The sequence below is a fragment of the Streptomyces sp. GSL17-111 genome (assembly GCF_037911585.1).
Lineage (GTDB): Bacteria > Actinomycetota > Actinomycetes > Streptomycetales > Streptomycetaceae > Streptomyces.
Map to the genome: position 1 here is coordinate 3404353 of NZ_JBAJNS010000001.1, position 19654 is coordinate 3424006.

Genomic DNA, 19654 nt, shown 5'->3' on the forward strand with positions numbered 1-19654 from the left:
GCCCGGCCCGTGCCGTCCCCGTATCCACCCTGGGAAGTAGTTGAACGTAGCAGGGATCGGTCCTCCGGTTGACCCGTCGGCCTTTCGGGCTGTTTACGCTGGGTGACGTGCATCGGCTCTACGAGTTCCTCCGCAGACATCCCATGTGGGTGGACGGCTTCTGGGCCGTCTGCCTGCTCATGATGTCCGCCGTGTGGCTCGTCGCCGAGGCCGCCGCCGGGGACCACGGCGGCGCGCTCGAGGAGTGGCAGATCCTCGCCGCGATCCCCGTCACGTTGGCGCTCGCCGTCGTCGTCTGGCTGCGCCGTCGCTGCCCGCAGCAGATGCTGCTGCTCGCCGCCCTCGCGGGCGTGGCCCAGCTCGTCACCGACGTCTTCGCCGTGCCGCCGGACTTCGCGATGCTGGTGATCGTCTTCACCGTCGCCTCCGGGCCGGTGCGCTGGGCCTCCCGGCTGGCGCTCGTCGGGGCCTTCATCGCCCCCACCCTGGCCGCCCTCCGCTTCTTCGCCGGGGAGGGCAGCTCCCTCAGCACCATCGCCGGCCTGGTCTTCCTGACCGTCTGCTTCCTGCTGGCCTGGGTCCTGGGCGACTCGCTGCGGACCCGCCGCGCCTACTACGTGCAGCTGGAGGAGCGCGCCGCGCGGCTGGAGAAGGAGCGGGAGGCACAGGCCAAGGTCGCGGTGGCCGCCGAGCGGGCCCGCATCGCCCGCGAGCTGCACGACGTCGTCGCGCACAACGTGTCCGTCATGGTGGTGCAGGCCGACGGCGGCGCCTATGTCCTGGAGACCGCGCCCGAGCAGACCCGGCAGGCCCTGGAGACGATCTCCGGCACCGGGCGGCAGGCGCTCGCCGAGATGCGGCGGCTGCTGGGCGTCCTGCGCACCAGCGAGGACGGCGAGGCGGGCGAGTACGTGCCGCAGCCCGGCGTCGACCAGCTCACCGAGCTCGTCGAGCAGGTGCGCGGCACGGGCCTCACCGTGGACTTCCGCGTCGACGGCTCCCCCCGACCGCTGCCCAGCGGCGTCGAGCTGACGGCCTACCGCATCGTGCAGGAGGCGCTCACCAACACGCGCAAGCACGGTGGGCCCGACGTGGGGGCGACCGTCCGCCTCACCTACGGCACCGACGAGCTGAGCCTGCTGGCCGAGGACGACGGGCGCGGCTCCCAGGCGGAGCTGTACGAGGAGGGCGGCGCGGACGGCCTCGGGCACGGGCTGATCGGCATGCGCGAACGCGTCGGCATGGTCGGCGGCCGCCTGGAGGCCGGCCCCCGTCCCGGCGGCGGCTTCCGCATCCACGCCCGGCTGCCGCTGGCCGGGCGGACCTGACGCCCACGCCCCGGGCACCCACCGCGGCCCCCGTGCCGCCCCGCTGAGAAGAGGACCGACCCATGACCGTCCGCGTGATGCTCGTCGACGACCAGGCACTGCTCCGCACCGGCTTCCGCATGGTGCTGGCCGCCCAGCCCGACATGGAGGTCGCCGCCGAGGCGGGCAACGGCGCCGAGGCCCTGGCCGCCCTGCGCACCACCCACGTGGACGTCGTCCTCATGGACATCCGCATGCCGGTGATGGACGGCGTCGAGGCCACCCGGCGCGTCTGTCAGGAGGGCGAGGGCGGCCCGGGAGACCCGAAGGTGCTCATCCTCACCACCTTCGACCTCGACGAGTACGCCTTCGCCGCCCTCAAGGCGGGGGCGAGCGGCTTCCTGCTCAAGGACGTGCCCCCCGGCGAGCTGCTGAACGCCATCCGGGCCGTGCACAGCGGCGACGCCGTCGTCGCGCCGTCCACCACCCGGCGGCTGATCGACCGCTTCTCCCCGATGCTCCCCGGCACGGCGGACGCCGCCGAGCACCGCGAGCTGGCCCGCCTCACCGACCGGGAGCGCGAGGTGCTGCTGCTCGTCGCCCAGGGCATGTCCAACGGGGAGATCGCCGCCCACCTCGTCCTGTCGGAGGCGACCGTCAAGACGCACGTGGGCCGCATCCTCACCAAGCTCGGCCTGCGCGACCGCGTGCAGGCGGTCGTCCTGGCCTACGAGACGGGCCTCGTCCGCGCCGGCCGGGGCTGACCCGCCCCCTACCGGAGCGGCGCGTACGTCAGGAACGACGTGAGCGCCGCGTGGACGTCCGCGGCGCTCCAGCCGAGGCCCGCGGCGTCCACGGTGACCTCCGTGAGCGCCAGCCCCGGCGCCCCCGCCGCCGTCCAGCGTCCGAACAGCGCGGTCCCCGTCTCCTCGGCCTGCCGCAGCGAGGCCGACGTCAGCGCCTCCGCGTCACCCGCCAGCCACACGTGGAACTGGTGGGTGTGTGGCTCCTGCGGCTGCACCCGCGCCCACGGCACGTCCGCCGCCGCGAACCCGGACCGCAGCGCCGCCGCGACGAGCCGGGCCCGCGCCACGTACGACGGCAACCGGGGCAGCTCCCGCTCCAGGCCCCGCAGCGCCGTCAGCGCGGCGGGCCACTGCTGGAAGACCGAGCCGCCGTACCGGTGCCGCCACACCCGGGCCTCGTCGGCCAGTTCCACCGGACCGGCCAGCGCGGCGCCGGACAGCCCGCCCAGCGACTTGTAGAAGGAGACGTAGACGGAGTCCGCGAGCCCGGCGATGTCGGACAGCGGCCGGTCGAACCACGTCGTGCACTCCCACAGCCGCGCCCCGTCGAGGTGGACGACGGCGTCCCGCTCCCGGGCCGCCGCCACCGTCCGCGTCAGCTCCTCCCACGTGGGCAGGACGAACCCGGCGTCCCGCAGCGGCAGCTCCAGCATGACGGTGCCGACCGGCTCGTCGAGGGTGCGGACGTCCTCGGCCGTGACGGGCGTGTGCTCGGAACCGATCCGCACCGGACGCAGCCCCGCGACCCGCTCCAGCGCCTCCCGCTCGTGCCGCACCGGGTGGGAGTCGGCGTGCAGGGCCACCCGGGGGTCGCCGGTGCGGGCCGCCCAGCAGCGCAGCGCGGCCTGCTGGGCCATCGTCCCGGTGGGGAACCACACGGCGGCCGGCAGGCCGAGCAGCTCGGCGGTCCGCTCCTCCAGCCGCTCCACGACGCCGTCCCCGTAGAAGTCCGGCCACCCGTCCAGGTCCCCGGCGGCGGCGTCCGCCACGTCCGCCAGCCGCTCCCCGACCGACCGCAGCGGCCCCGACCACAGCTTCCGCTCCGCGCGGCGCAGCGCGGTGAGCAGCCGCTCCCGGGAGACGCCGCCGGCCTCTTCGCTCCCGTCCGTCATGCCCGCATCCTCACCCATCGCGCCCCCTCCGGCCATCGTGTTTGCGCACCGGGCCCGTGCGGGCCGATCGACCGGGCGACCCCGGCAGCGGTACCCAAGTAGCATGGGGCCCCGACGTCCGGTACCGACAAGAACAGCGGACTGGAACGGAAGGCTTCGATCCGTGAACGCAAACGAACCCGCCCGGCACGCCCACGAGCGGCCCGCGCGGCTGACCGTCGGCGTGGTGGGCGCCGGCCGGGTCGGCCCCGCCCTCGCGGCGGCACTCGGTCTGGCCGGGCACCGCACGGTGGCCGCGTCCGGCGTCTCCGACGCGTCCCGGCACCGGGCGGCGGAGCTCCTGCCCGGGGTGCCGCTGGTGGAGCCCGCCGAGGTGCTGGCGCGGTCCGAGCTGGTGCTGCTGACCGTGCCCGACGACGCGCTGCCCGCTCTCGTGTCCGGCCTCGCCGAGACGGGCGCCGTCCGCCCGGGCCAGCTGATCGCGCACAGCTCCGGCCGGTACGGGATCTCCGTGCTGGACCCGGCGCTGCGGGCGGGCGCCCTGCCGCTCGCGCTGCACCCGGTGATGACGTTCACCGGCACCGGCGTCGACGTCCAGCGCCTCGCGGGCTGCGTCTTCGGCGTGACGGCCCCCGAGGAGCTGCGGCTCGCGGCCGAGGCGCTCGTCATCGAGATGGGCGGGGAGCCGGAGTGGATCGCCGAGGAGAGCCGTCCCCTCTACCACGCGGCGCTCGCCCTCGGCGCGAACCACCTGGTCACGCTCGTCGCGCAGGCGCAGGACCTGCTGCGCACGGCGGGCGTCGCCGCACCCGACCGCATGCTGGGCCCGCTGCTGGGCGCCGCCCTGGACAACGCCCTGCGCTCCGGTGACGCGGCCCTGACCGGGCCCGTCGCGCGTGGTGACGCCGGAACCGTCTCCGCGCACATCGCGGAGCTGCGCCGGCACGCGCCTGCGGCGGTCCCCGGCTACCTCGCCATGGCCCGCACCACGGCGGACCGGGCCCTGGAGCACGGGCTGCTCAAGCCGGAGCTGGCGGAGGACCTGCTGGCGGTCCTCTCGGACGGAGCCCGTTCATGACGGCCGCCCCCGCCCTGCTGCGCGCGGCCGCCGAGCTGCGGGGCCTGCGTCCCGCCGAGGGGCGGCGCCGGGGCGTGGTGATGACCATGGGCGCCCTGCACGACGGCCACGCGGAGCTGATCCGCACCGCCCGCGCCGCCGTGGGGCCCGGGGGCCAGGTGGTGGTGACCGTCTTCGTCAACCCGCTCCAGTTCGGGGCCGGCGAGGACCTGGACCGCTACCCGCGCACCCTGGACGCCGATCTCGCGGTGGCGGCCGCGGCGGGGGCCGACATCGTGTTCGCGCCGCCCGCCGACGAGGTCTACCCGGGGGGCGAGCCGGAGGTCCGCGTCACGGCCGGGCCGATGGGCGGGCGGTTGGAGGGCGAGCACCGGCCGGGCCACTTCGACGGCATGCTCACCGTCGTCGCCAAGCTGCTGCACCTGACCGCGCCCGACGTCGCCCTCTACGGGGAGAAGGACGCCCAGCAGCTCGCGCTCATCACCCGCATGGTGCGGGACCTGAACTTCCCCGTGGAGATCGTCGGCGTCCCGACGGTCCGGGAGCCGGACGGGCTGGCCCTCTCCAGCCGCAACCGCTACCTGTCCCGGTACGAGCGGAACGTCGCGCTGGCCCTGTCCCGCGCGCTGTTCGCGGCCCGGGACCGGCTGACCGCCGAGACGGCCCTGCGCGTCCGCGCCGCCGTTTCCGGTGCCCCGGAGGGGCGGGCGGCGGCGCTGGCCAAGGTGGGCGAGTCCCGCGCGTCGGCGGACGCGCACGCCCTGGCCCACGCCTCCGGCGGCCCGGCGGCGGCGCTCGCCGCCGCGCGGCTGGTGCTGGAGGAGGCGCGCGGCCTCGACGTCGACTACCTGGCGCTCGTCGACCCGCGCGACTTCACCGACGTCCCCGACGGCTTCCAGGGCGAGGCGGTCCTGGCCGTGGCCGCCCGCGTCGGCGGCACCCGCCTCATCGACAACATCCGCCTCTGGTTCGGAGCCTCCGCATGACCGCCGCGACGGGCCCCGGCGCCCCGGCCCCCGCCGTCCCCGGCATACGCCTGGACGCCCCCGCCCCCAGCTGGGCCATCGAGGCCGACGTCGTCGTCGTCGGCTCCGGCGTGGCCGGTCTCACCGCCGCCCTGCGCTGCGCAGCCACCGGCCTGACCACCGTCATCGTCACCAAGGCGGACCTCAACGACGGCTCCACCCGCTGGGCGCAGGGCGGCATCGCCGCCGCGCTCGGCGAGGGCGACACGCCCGCCCAGCACCTCGCCGACACCCTCACGGCGGGCGCCGGGCTCTGTGACCAGGACGCCGTGCGCACCCTCGTCACCGAGGGCCCGGACGCCGTCCGCCGGCTCATCGCCACCGGCGCCGTCTTCGACACCTCCACCGCCACCGGCGAGATCGAGCTGACCCGCGAGGGCGGTCACCACCGCCGTCGCATCGCCCACGCCGGCGGCGACGCGACGGGCGCGGAGATCTCCCGCGCGCTGGTGGAGGCCGTGCAGAGCGCGGGCATCCGCAGCATCGAGCACGCCCTCGTCCTGGACCTGCTCCGGGACGAGGGCGGCCGCACCGCGGGCGTCTCGCTGCACGTCATGGGCGAGGGGCAGCACGACGGCGTGGGCGCCGTCCACGCACCCGCCGTGGTGCTGGCCACCGGCGGCATGGGGCAGGTCTTCTCCGCCACCACCAACCCGGCCGTCTCCACCGGCGACGGCGTCGCCCTCGCGCTGCGGGCCGGGGCCGAGGTCAGCGACCTGGAGTTCGTCCAGTTCCACCCCACCGTGCTCTACCTGGGCGCGGGTGCGGAGGGCCAGCAGCCGCTGATCTCCGAGGCCGTGCGCGGCGAGGGCGCCCACCTGGTCGACGCCGACGGCGTCCGCTTCATGACCGGGCAGCACGAGCTGGGTGAGCTGGCGCCCCGGGACATCGTCGCCAAGGGCATCATGCGGCGCTGCCAGGAGCGGGGCACCGACCACATGTACCTGGACGCCCGGCACTTCGGCGCCCGCATGTGGGCCGAGCGCTTCCCGACGATCCTCGCCGCCTGCCGCGCGCACGGCCTGGATCCGGTCCGGGAGCCGATCCCCGTCGCCCCCGCCGCCCACTACGCCTCCGGTGGCGTCCGGACCGACCTGCGCGGACGCACCACCGTGCCCGGGCTCTACGCCTGCGGGGAGACCGCGTGCACCGGCGTGCACGGCGCGAACCGGCTGGCGTCGAACTCGCTGCTGGAGGGCCTGGTCTTCGCCGAACGCATCGCGGCGGACATCCGCGCCCGCGCCGGGGACCGTGCCGCGCCCGACCGCGCCACCCGCCCGGTGCCCGCCGCCGCGCCGCCCGTGCTGCCGCTGCTGCCCGCCGAGGCGCGCGGCGAGGTGCAGCGGATCATGACCGCCGGTGCGGGCGTGCTGCGTTCCGCCGCGAGCCTCGCCGGGGCCGCCGCCGCGCTGGCCGCCCTGCGCTCCGGCCCCGGCCGGGACGGCAAGCCCGCCGAGCCCGCCACCGAGACGTGGGAGGTCACCAACCTCCATCTGGTGGCCTCCGTCCTCGTCGCCGCCGCCGCCCGCCGGGCGGAGACCCGCGGCTGCCACTGGCGCGAGGACCACCCCGACCGCGACGATGCCCGCTGGGCCCGTCACATCGTCGTGACCCTGGGCGCCCCCACGCCGCACGACGACGCGCCCCTCACCCAGCGCACGACCGACACCACCGGCTTCCCGCCGGTCACCCACGCCGCTCCCGAGGAGAAGAAGCCGTGACCCCCTCCGACGACCGCGCCCGCCCCGAGCCCGTGGAGCTGCCCCTGCTCCAGATCGGCGGTCCCGGCGCCACCGCGCCCTCCGGGGGCGGCGGCTGCGGGGACGCCTGCGGCTGCGGCAGCGCGGACCTCGACGACGACCTGGACCTCGATCCGCTGGAGTGCGGCCTCGACCCGGACCTGGCGCAGCTCCTGGCCGACGCCGGGCTCGACCCCGTCCAGGTGGAGGACGTCGCGCACCTGGCCATTGAGGAGGACCTCGACCACGGCGTGGACGTCACCACCGTCGCCACCGTCCCTGAGGACGCCGTGGCCACCGGCGACTTCACCGCCCGCGAGGCCGGGACGGTCGCCGGGCTGCGCGTCGCCGAGGCGGTCCTGTCGGTGGTGTGCACCGACGAGTTCGAGGTCGAGCGGCACGTGGAGGACGGCGAGCGGGTGGCGCCCGGCACCGTCCTGCTCAGCGTGCGCACCCGCACCCGCGACCTCCTCACCGGCGAGCGCAGCGCGCTGAACCTCCTGTGCCGGCTCTCCGGCATCGCGACGGCCACCCGGGCGTGGGCCGACACGCTGGAGGGCACGGGCACCCGCGTCCGCGACACGCGCAAGACGACGCCGGGGCTGCGTGCGCTGGAGAAGTACGCGGTGCGCTGCGGCGGCGGCGTCAACCACCGGTTCTCCCTCTCCGACGCGGCCCTGATCAAGGACAACCACGTCATCGCGGCGGGCGGCGTCGCGGCGGCGTTCAAGGCCGTCCGGGAGGAGTTTCCCGACCTGCCGATCGAGGTCGAGGTCGACCGGCTGGACCAGATCGAGCCCGTCCTCGCCGAGGGGGCCGACCTGTTGCTGCTGGACAACTTCACCCCGGCGGAGACGGCGGAGGCCGTCGCCCTGGTGGCCGGGCGGGCCGCGCTGGAGTCCTCCGGCCGCCTCACCCTGGAGAACGCCGCCGCGTACGCCGCCACGGGCGTCGACTACCTGGCCGTCGGCGCGCTCACCCACTCCGCGCCGATCCTCGACATCGGCCTCGACCTGCGGGACGAGGTCTGATCCCATGCTGCTGACCATCGACGTCGGGAACACCCACACCGTCCTCGGCCTGTTCGACGGCGAGGAGATCGTCGAGCACTGGCGTATCTCCACCGACGCCCGCCGCACCGCCGACGAGCTGGCCGTCCTGCTCCAGGGCCTGATGGGCATGCACCCGCTGCTCGGCGTGGAGCTCGGTGAGGGCATCGAGGGCATCGCCATCTGCTCGACCGTCCCGTCCGTCCTGCACGAACTGCGCGAGGTGACCCGCCGCTACTACGGCGACATTCCGGCCGTCCTCGTGGAGCCGGGCGTCAAGACGGGCGTGCCGGTCCTCATGGACCACCCCAAGGAGGTCGGCGCGGACCGCATCATCAACGCGGTCGGGGCCGTCGAGCTGTACGGCGGGCCCTGCGTCGTCGTCGACTTCGGCACGGCCACGACGTTCGACGCCATCTCCGCGCGCGGCGAGTACGTGGGCGGCGTGATCGCCCCCGGCATCGAGATCAGCGTCGAGGCGCTCGGGGTGCGCGGCGCCCAGCTGCGGAAGATCGAGCTGGCCCGGCCGCGTGCGGTGATCGGCAAGAACACGGTGGAGGCCATGCAGTCCGGCATCCTCTACGGCTTCGCGGGCCAGGTCGACGGGGTCGTGGACCGCATGGCGCGTGAGCTGGCCGGTCCCGACGGCGACCCGGACGACGTGACCGTCATCGCGACGGGCGGGCTGGCGCCGATGGTGCTGGGGGAGTCGTCCGTGATCGACGAGCACGAGCCCTGGCTGACGCTCATCGGCCTGCGCCTGGTGTACGAACGGAACGCCTCCCGCCTCTGAGGCGGGAGGCAGGGCGCGTCACGTCCTGCATTTCGTCCGTTTAGCACTTAAAGTCACACTATGCCCACGCCACATGGTTCCCGAGGCGGCATGGCGTTCAGCGCCGAGGAGCTGTGCGTGCTCCGCCGCGCCCTTGCCACCGCCCTCCAGTCCGCCGCGCTCCCGGCCCAGGAGATCAGGGAGTGCCTCATGCTCACGCTGGCCGTGGACGACGCGACGCGCGAGGCCGCACGGCTCCGGCGGTTCCTCTTCGCCGACGTGGCCCGCTACCGGGCCGCCCTCCCCGGCTCGGCGACGGGCTACCTGGCCCACCTCCGCACCGCGCTCGACGCGGGTTACACCCCGACGGACGAGGACGTGACGGCCCTACGTCGGCTGTGCGCCGGGCGCACCGGCGCCCGGGAGGCCGCCCGCCGTATGGACCTGCTCGTGCGCGCCGCCCTCCCGGCCGCCCGGACGCCGCTCGCGGCGCTCCCCGGCGGCCTGGGCGCCTCGGGCGCGGGCGGGGAGGAGGACGCCGAGCCGGGCGCCCCGAAGGAGCCGCGCGAGCCGCAGCGGCCGCAGCGGGACGAGCCGGCGCCGGAGCGCGACCGGCCGGGGCAGCCGCAGCGCCCGTCGCGGCCGATCCCCACGCCGGGCGAGGTGTTCCCGCCGCGCCGCAGGACGCCCCCGCCGGAGAAGGCCCTGCTCTCGGCGTGACCACCCGCTCGACCGCTCCACCCTCCCGTCACGCAGCCGCTCCGGGACCCCCGCAGCGGCTGCGCGGCGCTGCCCGGAAGGACCTCGGCACCCGGTGAAAACGTGGCGAAGGCCATGCTCGGGGTGCTCCTCGAAGGCCCGGGGGGCTGCCCTACTCTCGTGGGTATGGACTACATTGCCGCACTCACCCCCTCCGCGGTGATGGCCGTTGCCTTCACCGCTCTCATCGTGACGATCGTCAAGAGCCAGGGTGGCGCCAACAAGGCCAAGGAGGACGCCGCCGTCGACGCGGTGTACGCCCAGGCCGCTCCCGAGGCGTCCGCGGAGAGCGAGGCCCGCGTCTGACCGATGCGGTGACCGGCGCCGAAGGCCGGACGGAAGAACCGGGTGTGTGAGGGCCACGGGCCCTCACACACCCTTTGTGCGTCCGTGGCACCCGTGGCCCGACGCCGTCGCGGCCTATCATTCCTGCTGTGCCACGACCTTTGGGCGAGCTCGAAGACGCCGTCATGACCCGGGTATGGCAGTGGAACCGTCCGGTCACTGTCAGAGAAGTCCTGGAGGATCTCCGGGAAGAACGGCGGATCGCGTACACGACGGTCATGACCGTAATGGACAACCTCCATCAGAAGGGCTGGCTGCGCCGCGAGCAGCAGGGCCGCGCCTATCGATATGAACCGGTCTCCACCCGGGCCGCGTACTCCGCCGCACTCATGAACGAAGCGTGGTCGGCCAGTGACAACCCGGCTGCGGCTCTCGTGGCGTTCTTCGGCATGATGTCGCTGGAACAGGTCGCCGCGCTGCGTGACGCCCTGCGCGTGGTCCAGCTCAATGGCGTGCGGCTGACCGGGCCCGAGGAGCGATAGCGTGCGGCCATGGCAGAACAGATAAGCGGGAACGCGGTGACGCTCCGCCGGGCGCGGACATCGGATGTGCGGACGGTGCGCCGCCTCATCGACACCTACTCGCGGGACCGCATCCTCCTCAACAAAGCGACCGTGACCCTTTACGAGGACATCCAGGAGTTCTGGGTGGCCGAGCGGACGGCGGACGGGCAGGTGGTGGGCTGCGGCGCGCTGCACGTGATGTGGGAGGACCTGGCGGAGGTCCGCACGCTCGCCGTGGACCCGGTCATGCGCGGCACCGGCGTCGGCCACCGGCTGCTGGAGAAGCTGCTGGAAACCGGACGGTTCCTGGGGGTCCGCCGCATTTTCTGCCTCACCTTCGAAGTCGACTTCTTCGTCAAGCACGGATTCGCCGAGATCGGGGACACGCCGGTGGACGGCGATGTGTACAGCGAGCTCCTGCGCTCGTATGACGAAGGCGTGGCCGAGTTCCTGGACCTGGAGCGGGTCAAGCCGAACACCTTGGGCAACAGCCGGATGCTGCTCCATCTCTGATCCAGTCACGGAGGCATCACAACCATGGCTGCTTTGTCCGAAAGGTCCTGACCTCGCGTCGTGCGTTCGTGCGCAAACCTCGATCAGGGTTTGTGTTTTCCCGGGAAAGGCGGTTTGCTGTGGTTGTCGATATCAGTATTCGCATATCGCCGCCCGTCCTCGAACAGGTGGCAGCACGAATGGGAGTAGCCGGTGGCACAGAAGGTTCAGGTCCTTCTTGTTGACGACCTCGATGGCGGCGAGGCTGACGAGACGGTGACGTTCGCGCTGGACGGCAAGTCCTACGAGATCGATCTCACCACCGCGAACGCCGACAAGCTCCGGGAATCCCTCGCGGAATTCGTCAAGGCAGGCCGGCGTACGAGCCGCGCCTCCGCGGGCGGCCGTGGAAAGGCCCGCGCGGCCGCGTCCGGCGGCTCGCCGGACACCGCGAAGATCCGCGCGTGGGCCAAGGAGAACGGCTACAACGTCAATGACCGCGGCCGGGTTCCGGCCGAGATCCGCGAGGCCTACGAAAAGGCCAACGGCTGACGTCGGCCGCTGCGGTGGAGCGCGGCGCGGTGGCATTCGGTGGCCGCCGCGCTGACGAGCCGCACGAGATCGGCGTCCAGGCCGACCGGTGGTCCGTCCTCGGTGTTCGGGGCGTTCGGGCCGCTGCGGCCCTCCTCGGGGGGCCGCAACCACACCCCTGCCGGGTCGGGCTCCCGGGTGCCCCCACAGCGCTGGGCCCGGGCGCCGGGCTCGGCGCTCAGGTCCAGCCGGACGCCGCCCCAGTCGAGCCATTCCAGCAGCCCCGGCAGCTCCTCCGCGCTCCCGGCCGGTACGCGCAGCCGCACCCGTGCCCGCGCCGCGTCCCATTCCACCGGGCCGGTCCGTACGGGGCGCCGCAGCAGCGCCAGCCCCGCGTCGAGCGGGAGGTCGAGATAGTCGTACCCGTCGTACCCGGGTTCGGTGCGTCGCGTCGTCATGTCCGGGCAACGGCCGCCGACCCGATTCGGTCACTTCCTGTTGACATTCAGCCACGGGTTGTGCTGCGCAGGCGACGAGCTGCGAAGCAAGCGTGTTCGCCCGTAGCGGATGACCCCCATGCGGGGGGCATGGAACGGCCATCGCCAGGGGTAAGACATCACTAGTGGTCACGGGGGCGTGGCAAGGGGCGATGGCGCCGGGGGGACGGGCGTGTCGAGGACGAGACGTTCGCCATCGGCGTACTGAATGCGGGTGCATCGGCTTGGCCTGCGGGAACATCGTCTCGCACCATCGGGTTGGAACGGGTGTCGCCCGCACCGTGGCACGGACTGGTAGGACTCGGAGCGGGTGTCGGCAGTTGGAATGAGCGGTCCCCCGTTGCGGGACTAAGCTGCGGAAGGACAGGGAGGGGACCTACCCCTAACTGACTGACCGCTCTGAGGAGCGATTAACGATGTTCGAGAGGTTCACCGACCGCGCGCGGCGGGTTGTCGTCCTGGCTCAGGAAGAAGCCCGGATGCTCAACCACAACTACATCGGCACCGAGCACATCCTCCTGGGCCTGATCCACGAGGGTGAGGGTGTCGCCGCTAAGGCACTGGAGAGCCTCGGGATTTCGCTCGAGGCGGTCCGCCAGCAGGTGGAGGAGATCATCGGCCAGGGCCAGCAGGCCCCGTCCGGCCACATTCCCTTCACCCCCCGGGCCAAGAAGGTGCTGGAGCTCTCGCTCCGCGAGGCCCTTCAGCTCGGCCACAACTACATCGGCACGGAGCACATCCTGCTCGGCCTGATCCGCGAGGGCGAGGGCGTCGCCGCCCAGGTCCTCGTGAAGCTCGGCGCCGACCTGAACCGGGTGCGGCAGCAGGTCATCCAGCTGCTCTCCGGTTACTCGGGCGGCAAGGAGACGGCCACGGCGGGCGGCCCGGCCGAGGGCACCCCCTCGACCTCGCTCGTTCTCGACCAGTTCGGCCGCAACCTCACCCAGGCCGCCCGCGAATCCAAGCTCGACCCGGTCATCGGGCGCGAGAAGGAGATCGAGCGGGTCATGCAGGTGCTGTCCCGCCGGACGAAGAACAACCCGGTGCTCATCGGCGAGCCCGGTGTCGGCAAGACCGCCGTCGTCGAGGGCCTGGCGCAGGCCATCGTCAAGGGCGAGGTGCCCGAGACCCTCAAGGACAAGCACCTCTACACCCTGGACCTCGGCGCCCTGGTCGCCGGCTCCCGCTACCGGGGTGACTTCGAGGAGCGCCTGAAGAAGGTGCTCAAGGAGATCCGCACCCGGGGCGACATCATCCTGTTCATCGACGAGCTGCACACGCTGGTCGGCGCGGGCGCCGCCGAGGGCGCCATCGACGCGGCGAGCATCCTCAAGCCGATGCTGGCCCGTGGCGAGCTCCAGACCATCGGTGCCACGACGCTGGACGAGTACCGCAAGCACCTGGAGAAGGACGCAGCGCTGGAGCGCCGTTTCCAGCCCATCCAGGTCGCGGAGCCGTCGCTGCCGCACACGATCGAGATCCTCAAGGGTCTGCGCGACCGCTACGAGGCGCACCACCGCGTCTCCATCACGGACGCCGCCCTGGTCGGCGCGGCCACCCTGGCCGACCGCTACATCTCCGACCGCTTCCTGCCGGACAAGGCGATCGACCTGATCGACGAGGCCGGCTCCCGGATGCGCATCCGCCGCATGACCGCCCCGCCGGACCTGCGCGAGTTCGACGAGAAGATCGCGAACGTGCGCCGGGAGAAGGAGTCCGCGATCGACTCGCAGGACTTCGAGAAGGCCGCCAACCTGCGGGACAGCGAGAAGCAGCTGCTCGCGCAGAAGGCCAAGCGGGAGAAGGAGTGGAAGGCCGGCGACATGGACGTCGTCGCCGAGGTCGACGAGGAGCTGATCGCCGAGGTCCTCGCCGCGTCCACCGGCATCCCGGTCTTCAAGCTCACCGAGGAGGAGTCCTCGCGGCTGCTGCGCATGGAGGACGAGCTGCACAAGCGCGTCATCGGCCAGGAGGACGCCATCAAGGCGCTCTCCCAGGCGATCCGGCGCACCCGTGCGGGCCTGAAGGACCCCAAGCGCCCCGGCGGCTCGTTCATCTTCGCCGGCCCGTCCGGCGTCGGTAAGACGGAGCTGTCCAAGACGCTCGCGGAGTTCCTGTTCGGCGACGAGGACGCGCTGATCTCCCTCGACATGTCGGAGTTCAGCGAGAAGCACACCGTCTCCCGGCTGTTCGGTTCGCCCCCCGGCTACGTCGGCTACGAGGAGGGCGGTCAGCTCACCGAGAAGGTGCGCCGCAAGCCGTTCTCGGTCGTCCTGTTCGACGAGGTCGAGAAGGCCCACCCGGACATCTTCAACTCCCTGTTGCAGATCCTGGAGGACGGTCGGCTGACCGACTCCCAGGGCCGGGTCGTGGACTTCAAGAACACCGTCATCATCATGACGACGAACCTCGGCACCCGGGACATCTCCAAGGGCTTCAACCTGGGCTTCGCCGCCCAGGGCGACGTCAAGACCGGCTACGAGCGCATGAAGGCCAAGGTCAACGACGAGCTGAAGCAGCACTTCCGCCCGGAGTTCCTGAACCGCGTCGACGACACGGTGGTCTTCCACCAGCTCACGCAGGACAACATCATCGAGATCGTCGACCTGATGATCGCCCAGGTGGACGAGCGCCTGAAGGACCGCGACATGGGCATCGAGCTCAGCGCCGAGGCCAAGCAGCTGCTGGCCAAGCGCGGCTACGACCCGGTCATGGGCGCCCGGCCGCTGCGTCGCACGATCCAGCGGGAGATCGAGGACACGCTGTCGGAGAAGATCCTCTTCGGCGAGCTGCGCCCCGGTCACATCGTGGTCGTGGACACCGAGGGCGAGGGTGAGAGCGCGGCGTTCACCTTCCGCGGCGAGGAGAAGGCGGCCCTCCCGGACGCGCCTCCCGTGGAGGCAGCCGGCGGTCCGAACATGACCAAGGAGCCCTGAGGCAGCGCTCCCGGCCCGCACGACGGCCCCGCACGACGGCCCCGGCACCCTTCGCGGTGCCGGGGCCGTCGTCGTCTCCGTCCGGGCGCCGGGGCGCCGGGGCGCCGGGGGCGGCGGCTCTACGGCGTCGTGCCGTTGCGGGCGACCTTGACCTTGAGCCCCGGCCGCAGGTGCTCCCGCACGATCAGCGGCAGCTCGCGGGGGAGTACGAGGCTGCGCAGCCGGGGGAAGGCGTCCAGCCACCCGGGCCCGTCCGGGAGGCCGCCGGCCAGCCACAGGTGGGTCAGGCGCTCCTGGGGGAGGAGGGCGGTCAGCTCGGCCGGGTCGTAGTCACCGGGAATGTGGACGCGCGAACGGCCACCCATCTCCCGCAGCGCCCGCAGGTGCTCGGCGCTCGGTGCGGTGAAGTAGAGGTCGTCCTCGGCCAGGTGCGCGATGATCTCCCGCGCGTACTGCCACGTGTCGTACCGGTGCCACGCCCAGGCGAGCTGCCGCCGCACCCCCAGTGAGGGGTGGTCCCGGTAGCGGGCCAGGACCGGGAGCGCGGCGTCCTCGGGGATGCTCGACGCGGTGATCACCACGTTGAGGGCGATCCTGTCGTTCAGCCCTTCGGGGCCCGGTAGGAGCCCGAGCACGAGCGTGCCCCCGACGTCGGCCAGCGCCGTGGCGATCTGCGGGTCGCCCGGAGGAACGAGCCCCTGGATACCGGCTTCGACGTCTCGGCGCACGGCCGGGTCCAGCTCGGTCGCCTCCTGGAGGCAGGCCGCGGCCACGAGCCAGCGGTACATCAGAACCGAACCGGATGGCCCGGCGACCAGCCCGCGCAGCAGCCGGGCGCGCTCGGCCGGGCGGGCGTGGGCGACGGCCATCCGCAGGACGTCCTCCCACTGCGTCCGGTCCGCGTTGTCGAGCAGCAGGGGGAAGTCGCCCTCCTCCACGGCCGCCTTGGCCGCCAGGTAGTCCTGGAAGGTGCGGTGGACGAAGTCGACGCGGTCCGTGGCGGGCTCCCGCAGCAGCCCGGAGCGGTCCCGCAGATGGCGGTAGACCTCCTCCGCACCGGCGGTGATGTGGGCCATCTGCGGAAGGGTGCGTTCCAGCTGCGCCACGACGTCCGCCCGGTCCATCTCGGCGCGGCCGTTGCGCAGCATCCAGTGGGCCAGCTTCTGCAGCAGCACGACGGAGGAGTCCTTGGACAGCCGCAGGGCGTCGTCGAGGACGGCACGCTCGACGTCGCGCCGCTCCAGCAGCATGGACAGCGCCGCCTCGTAGAGGTCCTTGCGGCTGTGCGGGAGGAAGCCGTGGCGTTCGCGGTGCAGGGCGCACAGCAGCCCGCACATCAGCGGGTTGGAGGCCAGCCGGGCGAGGTCGGAGGTCGCGCGGACCAGGCCGAGCAGGGCGTCGGCCACCTCCGGCGGAGCCTCGGCGGCCTCGTGCCAGCGGCGGACGAAGGCGGCGACGTCGGCGCGGCCCATCGGTGAGAGGGCCAGCTCCGCGAAGCCGTCCCGGGCCAGCCAGTCGCTCGCGACGGCCGAGGGCCGTGAGGTGACGAGCCACAGGTTGCCGGGGAAGTCCGCCAGGAGCTCGCGCAGCCAGCGGCGGGTGGCGCCGCGCTCGGCCTCGGGGATCTCGTCGATGCCGTCGACGAGCAGCAGGCCGCGCCCGGCCCGCAGCACCCGGACCGCCCAGCCGTCGGGCTGCTCCCCGGCCAGGTTGCTGCCCACGGCGTGCAGGAAGCGGTCCGGGGTGGGCGGCAGACCGTCCCGCAGGACGCGCCGCAGCGGCAGCACGAACGGCACCCGGCCGACGAGGTGGGGCAGCCGGGCGAGGTGCTCGGGGTCCTGCCGGGCGGTGGTCACGGTGAGCCACTGGAGGAGCGTGGTCTTCCCGGAGCCGGCGGCCCCGCGCAGCAGGACGTGTGCGTCGCCCTGGAGGGCGCGCTCCGCCGGGAGCGGGGCGCCACCGGCCTCGGCCTCCAGGGAGATGTAGGCGGTGTCCAGGGGCCAGTCGCGGGTGTGGTGGAGGTCGAGCCCGTAGATCGTCAGCTCGCTGTACCGGCGGGCGACGTGGGCGGCGTACGCCTCCTCGAACCGCGCGTCGGCGGCGGTGCGGGAGGGGACGCGCTCGGCGAGCAGCTCCAGAGTGGAGGCCATCCGGTCCAGCCGGGCCGTCTGCTCGACGGCGGTGCGGGCGAGGAACGTCGACTGCTGGGTGAAGAAGTTCAGCACGTGCAGGCACACGCTGTGCAGCAGCGGCCGGAACAGGGCCTCGGCGTCGGCGGACAGGGCCTCGGGGCGTCCGGCCCGGGCGACCCGCTCGGCGAGCGCCTCCGGGCCGAGCCGCACGGCCTGGACGTCGTCCATGTCGAGCTCGCCGAGTTGCCGCAGCGCACGGGTCAGGGCGTCGGCGACCTCCCGCCGCACCTCGGCGGGGAGGGCGTCGTGCGGGCCGGTGGCCCGCGCGTACCGGGTGACGACCTCGGCGGCCAGCCGGGCCAGGTCGTCGCCGTCCAGGGTCCGCTTCTCGCCGCGGAAGGAGAACCAGCCGCCGAGCCGGACGGGCCGGTCCACGAGCCCGGCCCCCGGCTCGCGCCGTACGAGAAGCTTCCGCACCAGCGGTGTGACGGCGCCGGCGGCCACCCGCATGCCCAGCGTCGACGGTTCCACGCGGCCCCCTCCAGGCGTCGACCGACCAAGCCCAGCTTAGAGGTGGGGTGACGGTGCCTCAGCCCGAGCCGGGGCGGACGGGGCCGAGGGGGCCGTGGCGGGGAGGTGCAGCGTCGCGACGGCACCGGGGTCGGCGTTGCGGAACGTCAGCCGGGCGCCCAGCACACGCGCCTGACCGGCGGCGATGGTCAGCCCCAGGCCGTGGCCGCGCCCGGCCCGGTCGGTGGAGCCGGTGCGGAACCGGCTGGGCCCCTCCGCCAGCAGGTCGGCGGGGAACCCGGGGCCGTGGTCGCGGACACGCAGCCGTCGCCCCTCCACGGTGACCTCGACGGGGCCCGCGCCGTGCCGCTCGGCGTTGGCCAGCAGGTTGCCCAGGACGCGTTCCAGCCGGCGCGGGTCGGTGGTGACGATGGCGTCCCCGTCGACGTCGACCGTCGCCTCGGGGGTGAGCGCGCGCACCCGGCGGGCGACGAACTCCCCGAGCGCGATGTCCTGCAGCTCGGCCCGTTCCGCCGCGCCGTCCAGCCGGGCCACCTCCAGGATGTCCTCCACGAGGGTGCGCAGGACCTGGGCCCGGTCCCGCACCAGCTCGGCGGGACGGCCGTCGGGCAGCAGTCCGGCGGCGGTGACCAGGCCGGTCACCGGGGTGCGCAGCTCGTGCGCGATGTCGGCGGTGACGCGGCGTTCGGCGTCGAGCCGGGCCTGGAGGGCGTCGGCCATGGCGTCCACGGCGCGGGCGAGTTCGTCCGCCTCGTCCGGGGCCCGCCCGCCGATGGCGTCCCGGACCCGCACATCCGCGTCCCCGGCGGCGACGCGTCCCGCCGCGGCCGCCGCCTTGCGCAGCCGCCGCGAGAGCTGTCCGCCGACGAGCACGCCGAGGGCGGTGCTGCCCACGACGACCGTCCCCGCGCCGACCACGAGGGTGCGGTCCAGGTCGGCCAGGACGGAGTAGCGGTCGGTGAAGCGGGCGTGCAGCGACAGGACGCTGCCGTCGGGTAGCTGCGTCGCCGCCCACACGTCGGGCGCGTCGGCGCCGTTCTCGCTGACGAACGTGGCGCGCTCCCCCTCGCGCACCGCCTCCCGCAACTCCTCGGGCAGTTCGGGGTCGTCCAGCTCCGCGCCGAGGGCGAGCCGTTCGCCCAGCTCGTAGATGCGTTCCGCCGAGCGCAGCCGTTCGTCCTGCACGTCCCGGCTGTTGCTGATCATCGTCACCCGGGCCGCGTTGTGCACGATGAGGCTGAGCAGCAGCGCCACGAGGGCGCTGACGGCGGCGATGGCGCCGCTCAGCTTCCACCGCAGTCCGAACCGCACCGCTGTCATCGGATGAGCTTGTACCCGAAGCCGCGCACGGTCTCGATGCGGTGCTGCCCGATCTTCACCCGCAGCCGCTGCACGTGGACGTCGACGACGCGGGTGTCGCCGCCCCAGCCGTAGTCCCACACACGCTCCAGCAGCCGGTCGCGGGAGAGGACGGTGCCCGGCGCGGCGGAGAACTCCAGCAGCAGCCGCATCTCGGTCGGCGTCAGCGGCACCGGACGCCCGTCGCGCCGCACCTCCATGCCGCCGGTGTCGACCTCCAGGTCGCCGAAGCGCAGCGTCCCGTCCGGCCCGCCCGCCGGCTCGACGGGCGGCTCGCCCGACCCCTCGGGGCCCGCGACGGCGGCGCGGGAGTGCCGGAAGCGGCGCAGCACCGCACGGATGCGCGCGACGAGCACCGCGCCGTCGAACGGTTTGGTGACGTAGTCGTCCGCGCCCGCCTCCAGACCGAGGACGACGTCGATCGAGTCGGCCCGGGCGGACAGCATGATGACGGGCACGGTGGACTCGTCCCGGATCCGGCGGCACAGGCTCACGCCGTCCAGCCCCGGCACCATGACGTCCAGCAGCGCCACGTCCGGCCGGTCCGCGCGGAACGCCTCCAGCCCCGCCAGCCCGTCCGGGACCGCCGTCACCGCGAAACCGTCCCGTTCCAGCGTCAGCTGCAGCGCCTCACGGATGACGTCGTCGTCCTCGACGAACAGCACATGGGTCTCGGCCACG

At 73.7% G+C, this 19654-nt stretch carries 18 protein-coding genes; 13 read left to right on the forward strand and 5 right to left on the reverse strand.

Annotation, left to right across the window (positions count from 1 at the left end; genetic code table 11):
* Positions 1-107 precede the first annotated feature (107 nt).
* Complete coding sequence (locus V6D49_RS15230) at positions 108-1328, forward strand: sensor histidine kinase (RefSeq protein WP_340560267.1); 1221 nt, start codon at positions 108-110, stop codon at positions 1326-1328.
* Between the two features lie 62 nt (positions 1329-1390).
* Positions 1391-2071, forward strand: a complete 681-nt coding sequence (locus V6D49_RS15235; protein ID WP_340560268.1) for a response regulator transcription factor — start codon at positions 1391-1393, stop codon at positions 2069-2071.
* Positions 2072-2079: 8 nt separating this feature from the next.
* On the opposite strand, the gene V6D49_RS15240 is transcribed toward V6D49_RS15235, so the two are convergent.
* The gene (locus V6D49_RS15240) at positions 2080-3225 is read right to left on the reverse strand and encodes a threonine aldolase family protein (RefSeq protein ID WP_340560269.1); all 1146 of its coding nucleotides are present in this window, start codon (positions 3223-3225) and stop codon (positions 2080-2082) included.
* Between the two features lie 103 nt (positions 3226-3328).
* Between V6D49_RS15240 and V6D49_RS15245 the strand changes: the two genes are divergently transcribed.
* From V6D49_RS15245 to V6D49_RS15290, 10 genes are all read left to right on the forward strand, one after another.
* Complete coding sequence (locus V6D49_RS15245) at positions 3329-4303, forward strand: Rossmann-like and DUF2520 domain-containing protein (protein ID WP_340560270.1); 975 nt, start codon at positions 3329-3331, stop codon at positions 4301-4303.
* Positions 4300-5289, forward strand: a complete 990-nt coding sequence (panC, locus tag V6D49_RS15250) for a pantoate--beta-alanine ligase (protein WP_340560271.1) — start codon at positions 4300-4302, stop codon at positions 5287-5289. Before V6D49_RS15245 ends, panC begins: the two co-directional genes overlap by 4 nt.
* Positions 5286-7049, forward strand: a complete 1764-nt coding sequence (locus tag V6D49_RS15255; RefSeq protein WP_340560272.1) for an L-aspartate oxidase — start codon at positions 5286-5288, stop codon at positions 7047-7049. Before panC ends, V6D49_RS15255 begins: the two co-directional genes overlap by 4 nt.
* Complete coding sequence (nadC, locus tag V6D49_RS15260; RefSeq protein ID WP_340560273.1) at positions 7046-8098, forward strand: carboxylating nicotinate-nucleotide diphosphorylase; 1053 nt, start codon at positions 7046-7048, stop codon at positions 8096-8098. Before V6D49_RS15255 ends, nadC begins: the two co-directional genes overlap by 4 nt.
* 4 nt (positions 8099-8102) lie before the next feature.
* The gene (locus tag V6D49_RS15265) at positions 8103-8909 is read left to right on the forward strand and encodes a type III pantothenate kinase (protein WP_340560274.1); all 807 of its coding nucleotides are present in this window, start codon (positions 8103-8105) and stop codon (positions 8907-8909) included.
* A gap of 60 nt (positions 8910-8969) precedes the next feature.
* Positions 8970-9608, forward strand: a complete 639-nt coding sequence (locus tag V6D49_RS15270; RefSeq protein WP_340560275.1) for a hypothetical protein — start codon at positions 8970-8972, stop codon at positions 9606-9608.
* 165 nt (positions 9609-9773) lie between these two features.
* On the forward strand, positions 9774-9953 hold the full coding sequence (locus tag V6D49_RS15275; RefSeq protein ID WP_340560276.1) for a hypothetical protein: 180 nt from the start codon (positions 9774-9776) through the stop codon (positions 9951-9953).
* 128 nt (positions 9954-10081) lie between these two features.
* The gene (locus tag V6D49_RS15280; RefSeq protein ID WP_340560277.1) at positions 10082-10474 is read left to right on the forward strand and encodes a BlaI/MecI/CopY family transcriptional regulator; all 393 of its coding nucleotides are present in this window, start codon (positions 10082-10084) and stop codon (positions 10472-10474) included.
* Positions 10475-10483: 9 nt separating this feature from the next.
* Complete coding sequence (locus V6D49_RS15285) at positions 10484-11008, forward strand: amino-acid N-acetyltransferase (protein WP_340560278.1); 525 nt, start codon at positions 10484-10486, stop codon at positions 11006-11008.
* 192 nt (positions 11009-11200) lie between these two features.
* Positions 11201-11539, forward strand: coding sequence for a histone-like nucleoid-structuring protein Lsr2 (locus V6D49_RS15290; RefSeq protein ID WP_340560279.1), 339 nt, complete (start codon positions 11201-11203; stop codon positions 11537-11539).
* Here V6D49_RS15290 and V6D49_RS15295 read toward each other — a convergent pair.
* Positions 11518-11976, reverse strand: a complete 459-nt coding sequence (locus V6D49_RS15295; RefSeq protein ID WP_340560280.1) for a hypothetical protein — start codon at positions 11974-11976, stop codon at positions 11518-11520. The two genes, V6D49_RS15290 and V6D49_RS15295, sit on opposite strands and share 22 nt — an antisense overlap.
* A gap of 455 nt (positions 11977-12431) precedes the next feature.
* On the opposite strand from V6D49_RS15295, the gene V6D49_RS15300 reads away from it, so the two are divergent.
* On the forward strand, positions 12432-14951 hold the full coding sequence (locus V6D49_RS15300; RefSeq protein ID WP_340560281.1) for an ATP-dependent Clp protease ATP-binding subunit: 2520 nt from the start codon (positions 12432-12434) through the stop codon (positions 14949-14951).
* 119 nt (positions 14952-15070) lie between these two features.
* Here the strand turns inward: V6D49_RS15300 and V6D49_RS15305 are convergent, their stop codons facing one another.
* Genes V6D49_RS15305 through cseB form a run of 3 tightly spaced genes read right to left on the reverse strand, consistent with a single transcriptional unit; the run spans position 15071 to position 19653 of the window.
* Positions 15071-17614: an NACHT domain-containing protein gene (locus V6D49_RS15305; RefSeq protein ID WP_340560282.1), complete on the reverse strand. Its 2544-nt coding sequence runs from the start codon at positions 17612-17614 to the stop codon at positions 15071-15073.
* Positions 17615-17650: 36 nt separating this feature from the next.
* Positions 17651-18934, reverse strand: coding sequence for a sensor histidine kinase (locus tag V6D49_RS15310; RefSeq protein ID WP_340560283.1), 1284 nt, complete (start codon positions 18932-18934; stop codon positions 17651-17653).
* Entirely contained in the window at positions 18931-19653 is a 723-nt protein-coding gene (gene cseB, locus V6D49_RS15315; RefSeq protein ID WP_340560284.1) for a two-component system response regulator CseB, read from the reverse strand. Before cseB ends, V6D49_RS15310 begins: the two co-directional genes overlap by 4 nt.
* Position 19654 lies beyond the last annotated feature (1 nt).

Coding starts and splice junctions, on each gene's coding strand:
- V6D49_RS15295 (WP_340560280.1), bottom strand. CDS start 11,976: ATGACGACGCGACGCACCGAACCCGGGTACGACGGGTACGACTATCTC.
- V6D49_RS15275 (WP_340560276.1), top strand. CDS start 9,774: ATGGACTACATTGCCGCACTCACCCCCTCCGCGGTGATGGCCGTTGCC.
- V6D49_RS15270 (WP_340560275.1), top strand. CDS start 8,970: ATGCCCACGCCACATGGTTCCCGAGGCGGCATGGCGTTCAGCGCCGAG.
- V6D49_RS15310 (WP_340560283.1), bottom strand. CDS start 18,934: ATGACAGCGGTGCGGTTCGGACTGCGGTGGAAGCTGAGCGGCGCCATC.
- V6D49_RS15285 (WP_340560278.1), top strand. CDS start 10,484: ATGGCAGAACAGATAAGCGGGAACGCGGTGACGCTCCGCCGGGCGCGG.
- V6D49_RS15265 (WP_340560274.1), top strand. CDS start 8,103: ATGCTGCTGACCATCGACGTCGGGAACACCCACACCGTCCTCGGCCTG.
- V6D49_RS15240 (WP_340560269.1), bottom strand. CDS start 3,225: ATGACGGACGGGAGCGAAGAGGCCGGCGGCGTCTCCCGGGAGCGGCTG.
- V6D49_RS15255 (WP_340560272.1), top strand. CDS start 5,286: ATGACCGCCGCGACGGGCCCCGGCGCCCCGGCCCCCGCCGTCCCCGGC.
- panC (WP_340560271.1), top strand. CDS start 4,300: ATGACGGCCGCCCCCGCCCTGCTGCGCGCGGCCGCCGAGCTGCGGGGC.
- V6D49_RS15245 (WP_340560270.1), top strand. CDS start 3,329: ATGGGGCCCCGACGTCCGGTACCGACAAGAACAGCGGACTGGAACGGA.
- V6D49_RS15235 (WP_340560268.1), top strand. CDS start 1,391: ATGACCGTCCGCGTGATGCTCGTCGACGACCAGGCACTGCTCCGCACC.
- V6D49_RS15300 (WP_340560281.1), top strand. CDS start 12,432: ATGTTCGAGAGGTTCACCGACCGCGCGCGGCGGGTTGTCGTCCTGGCT.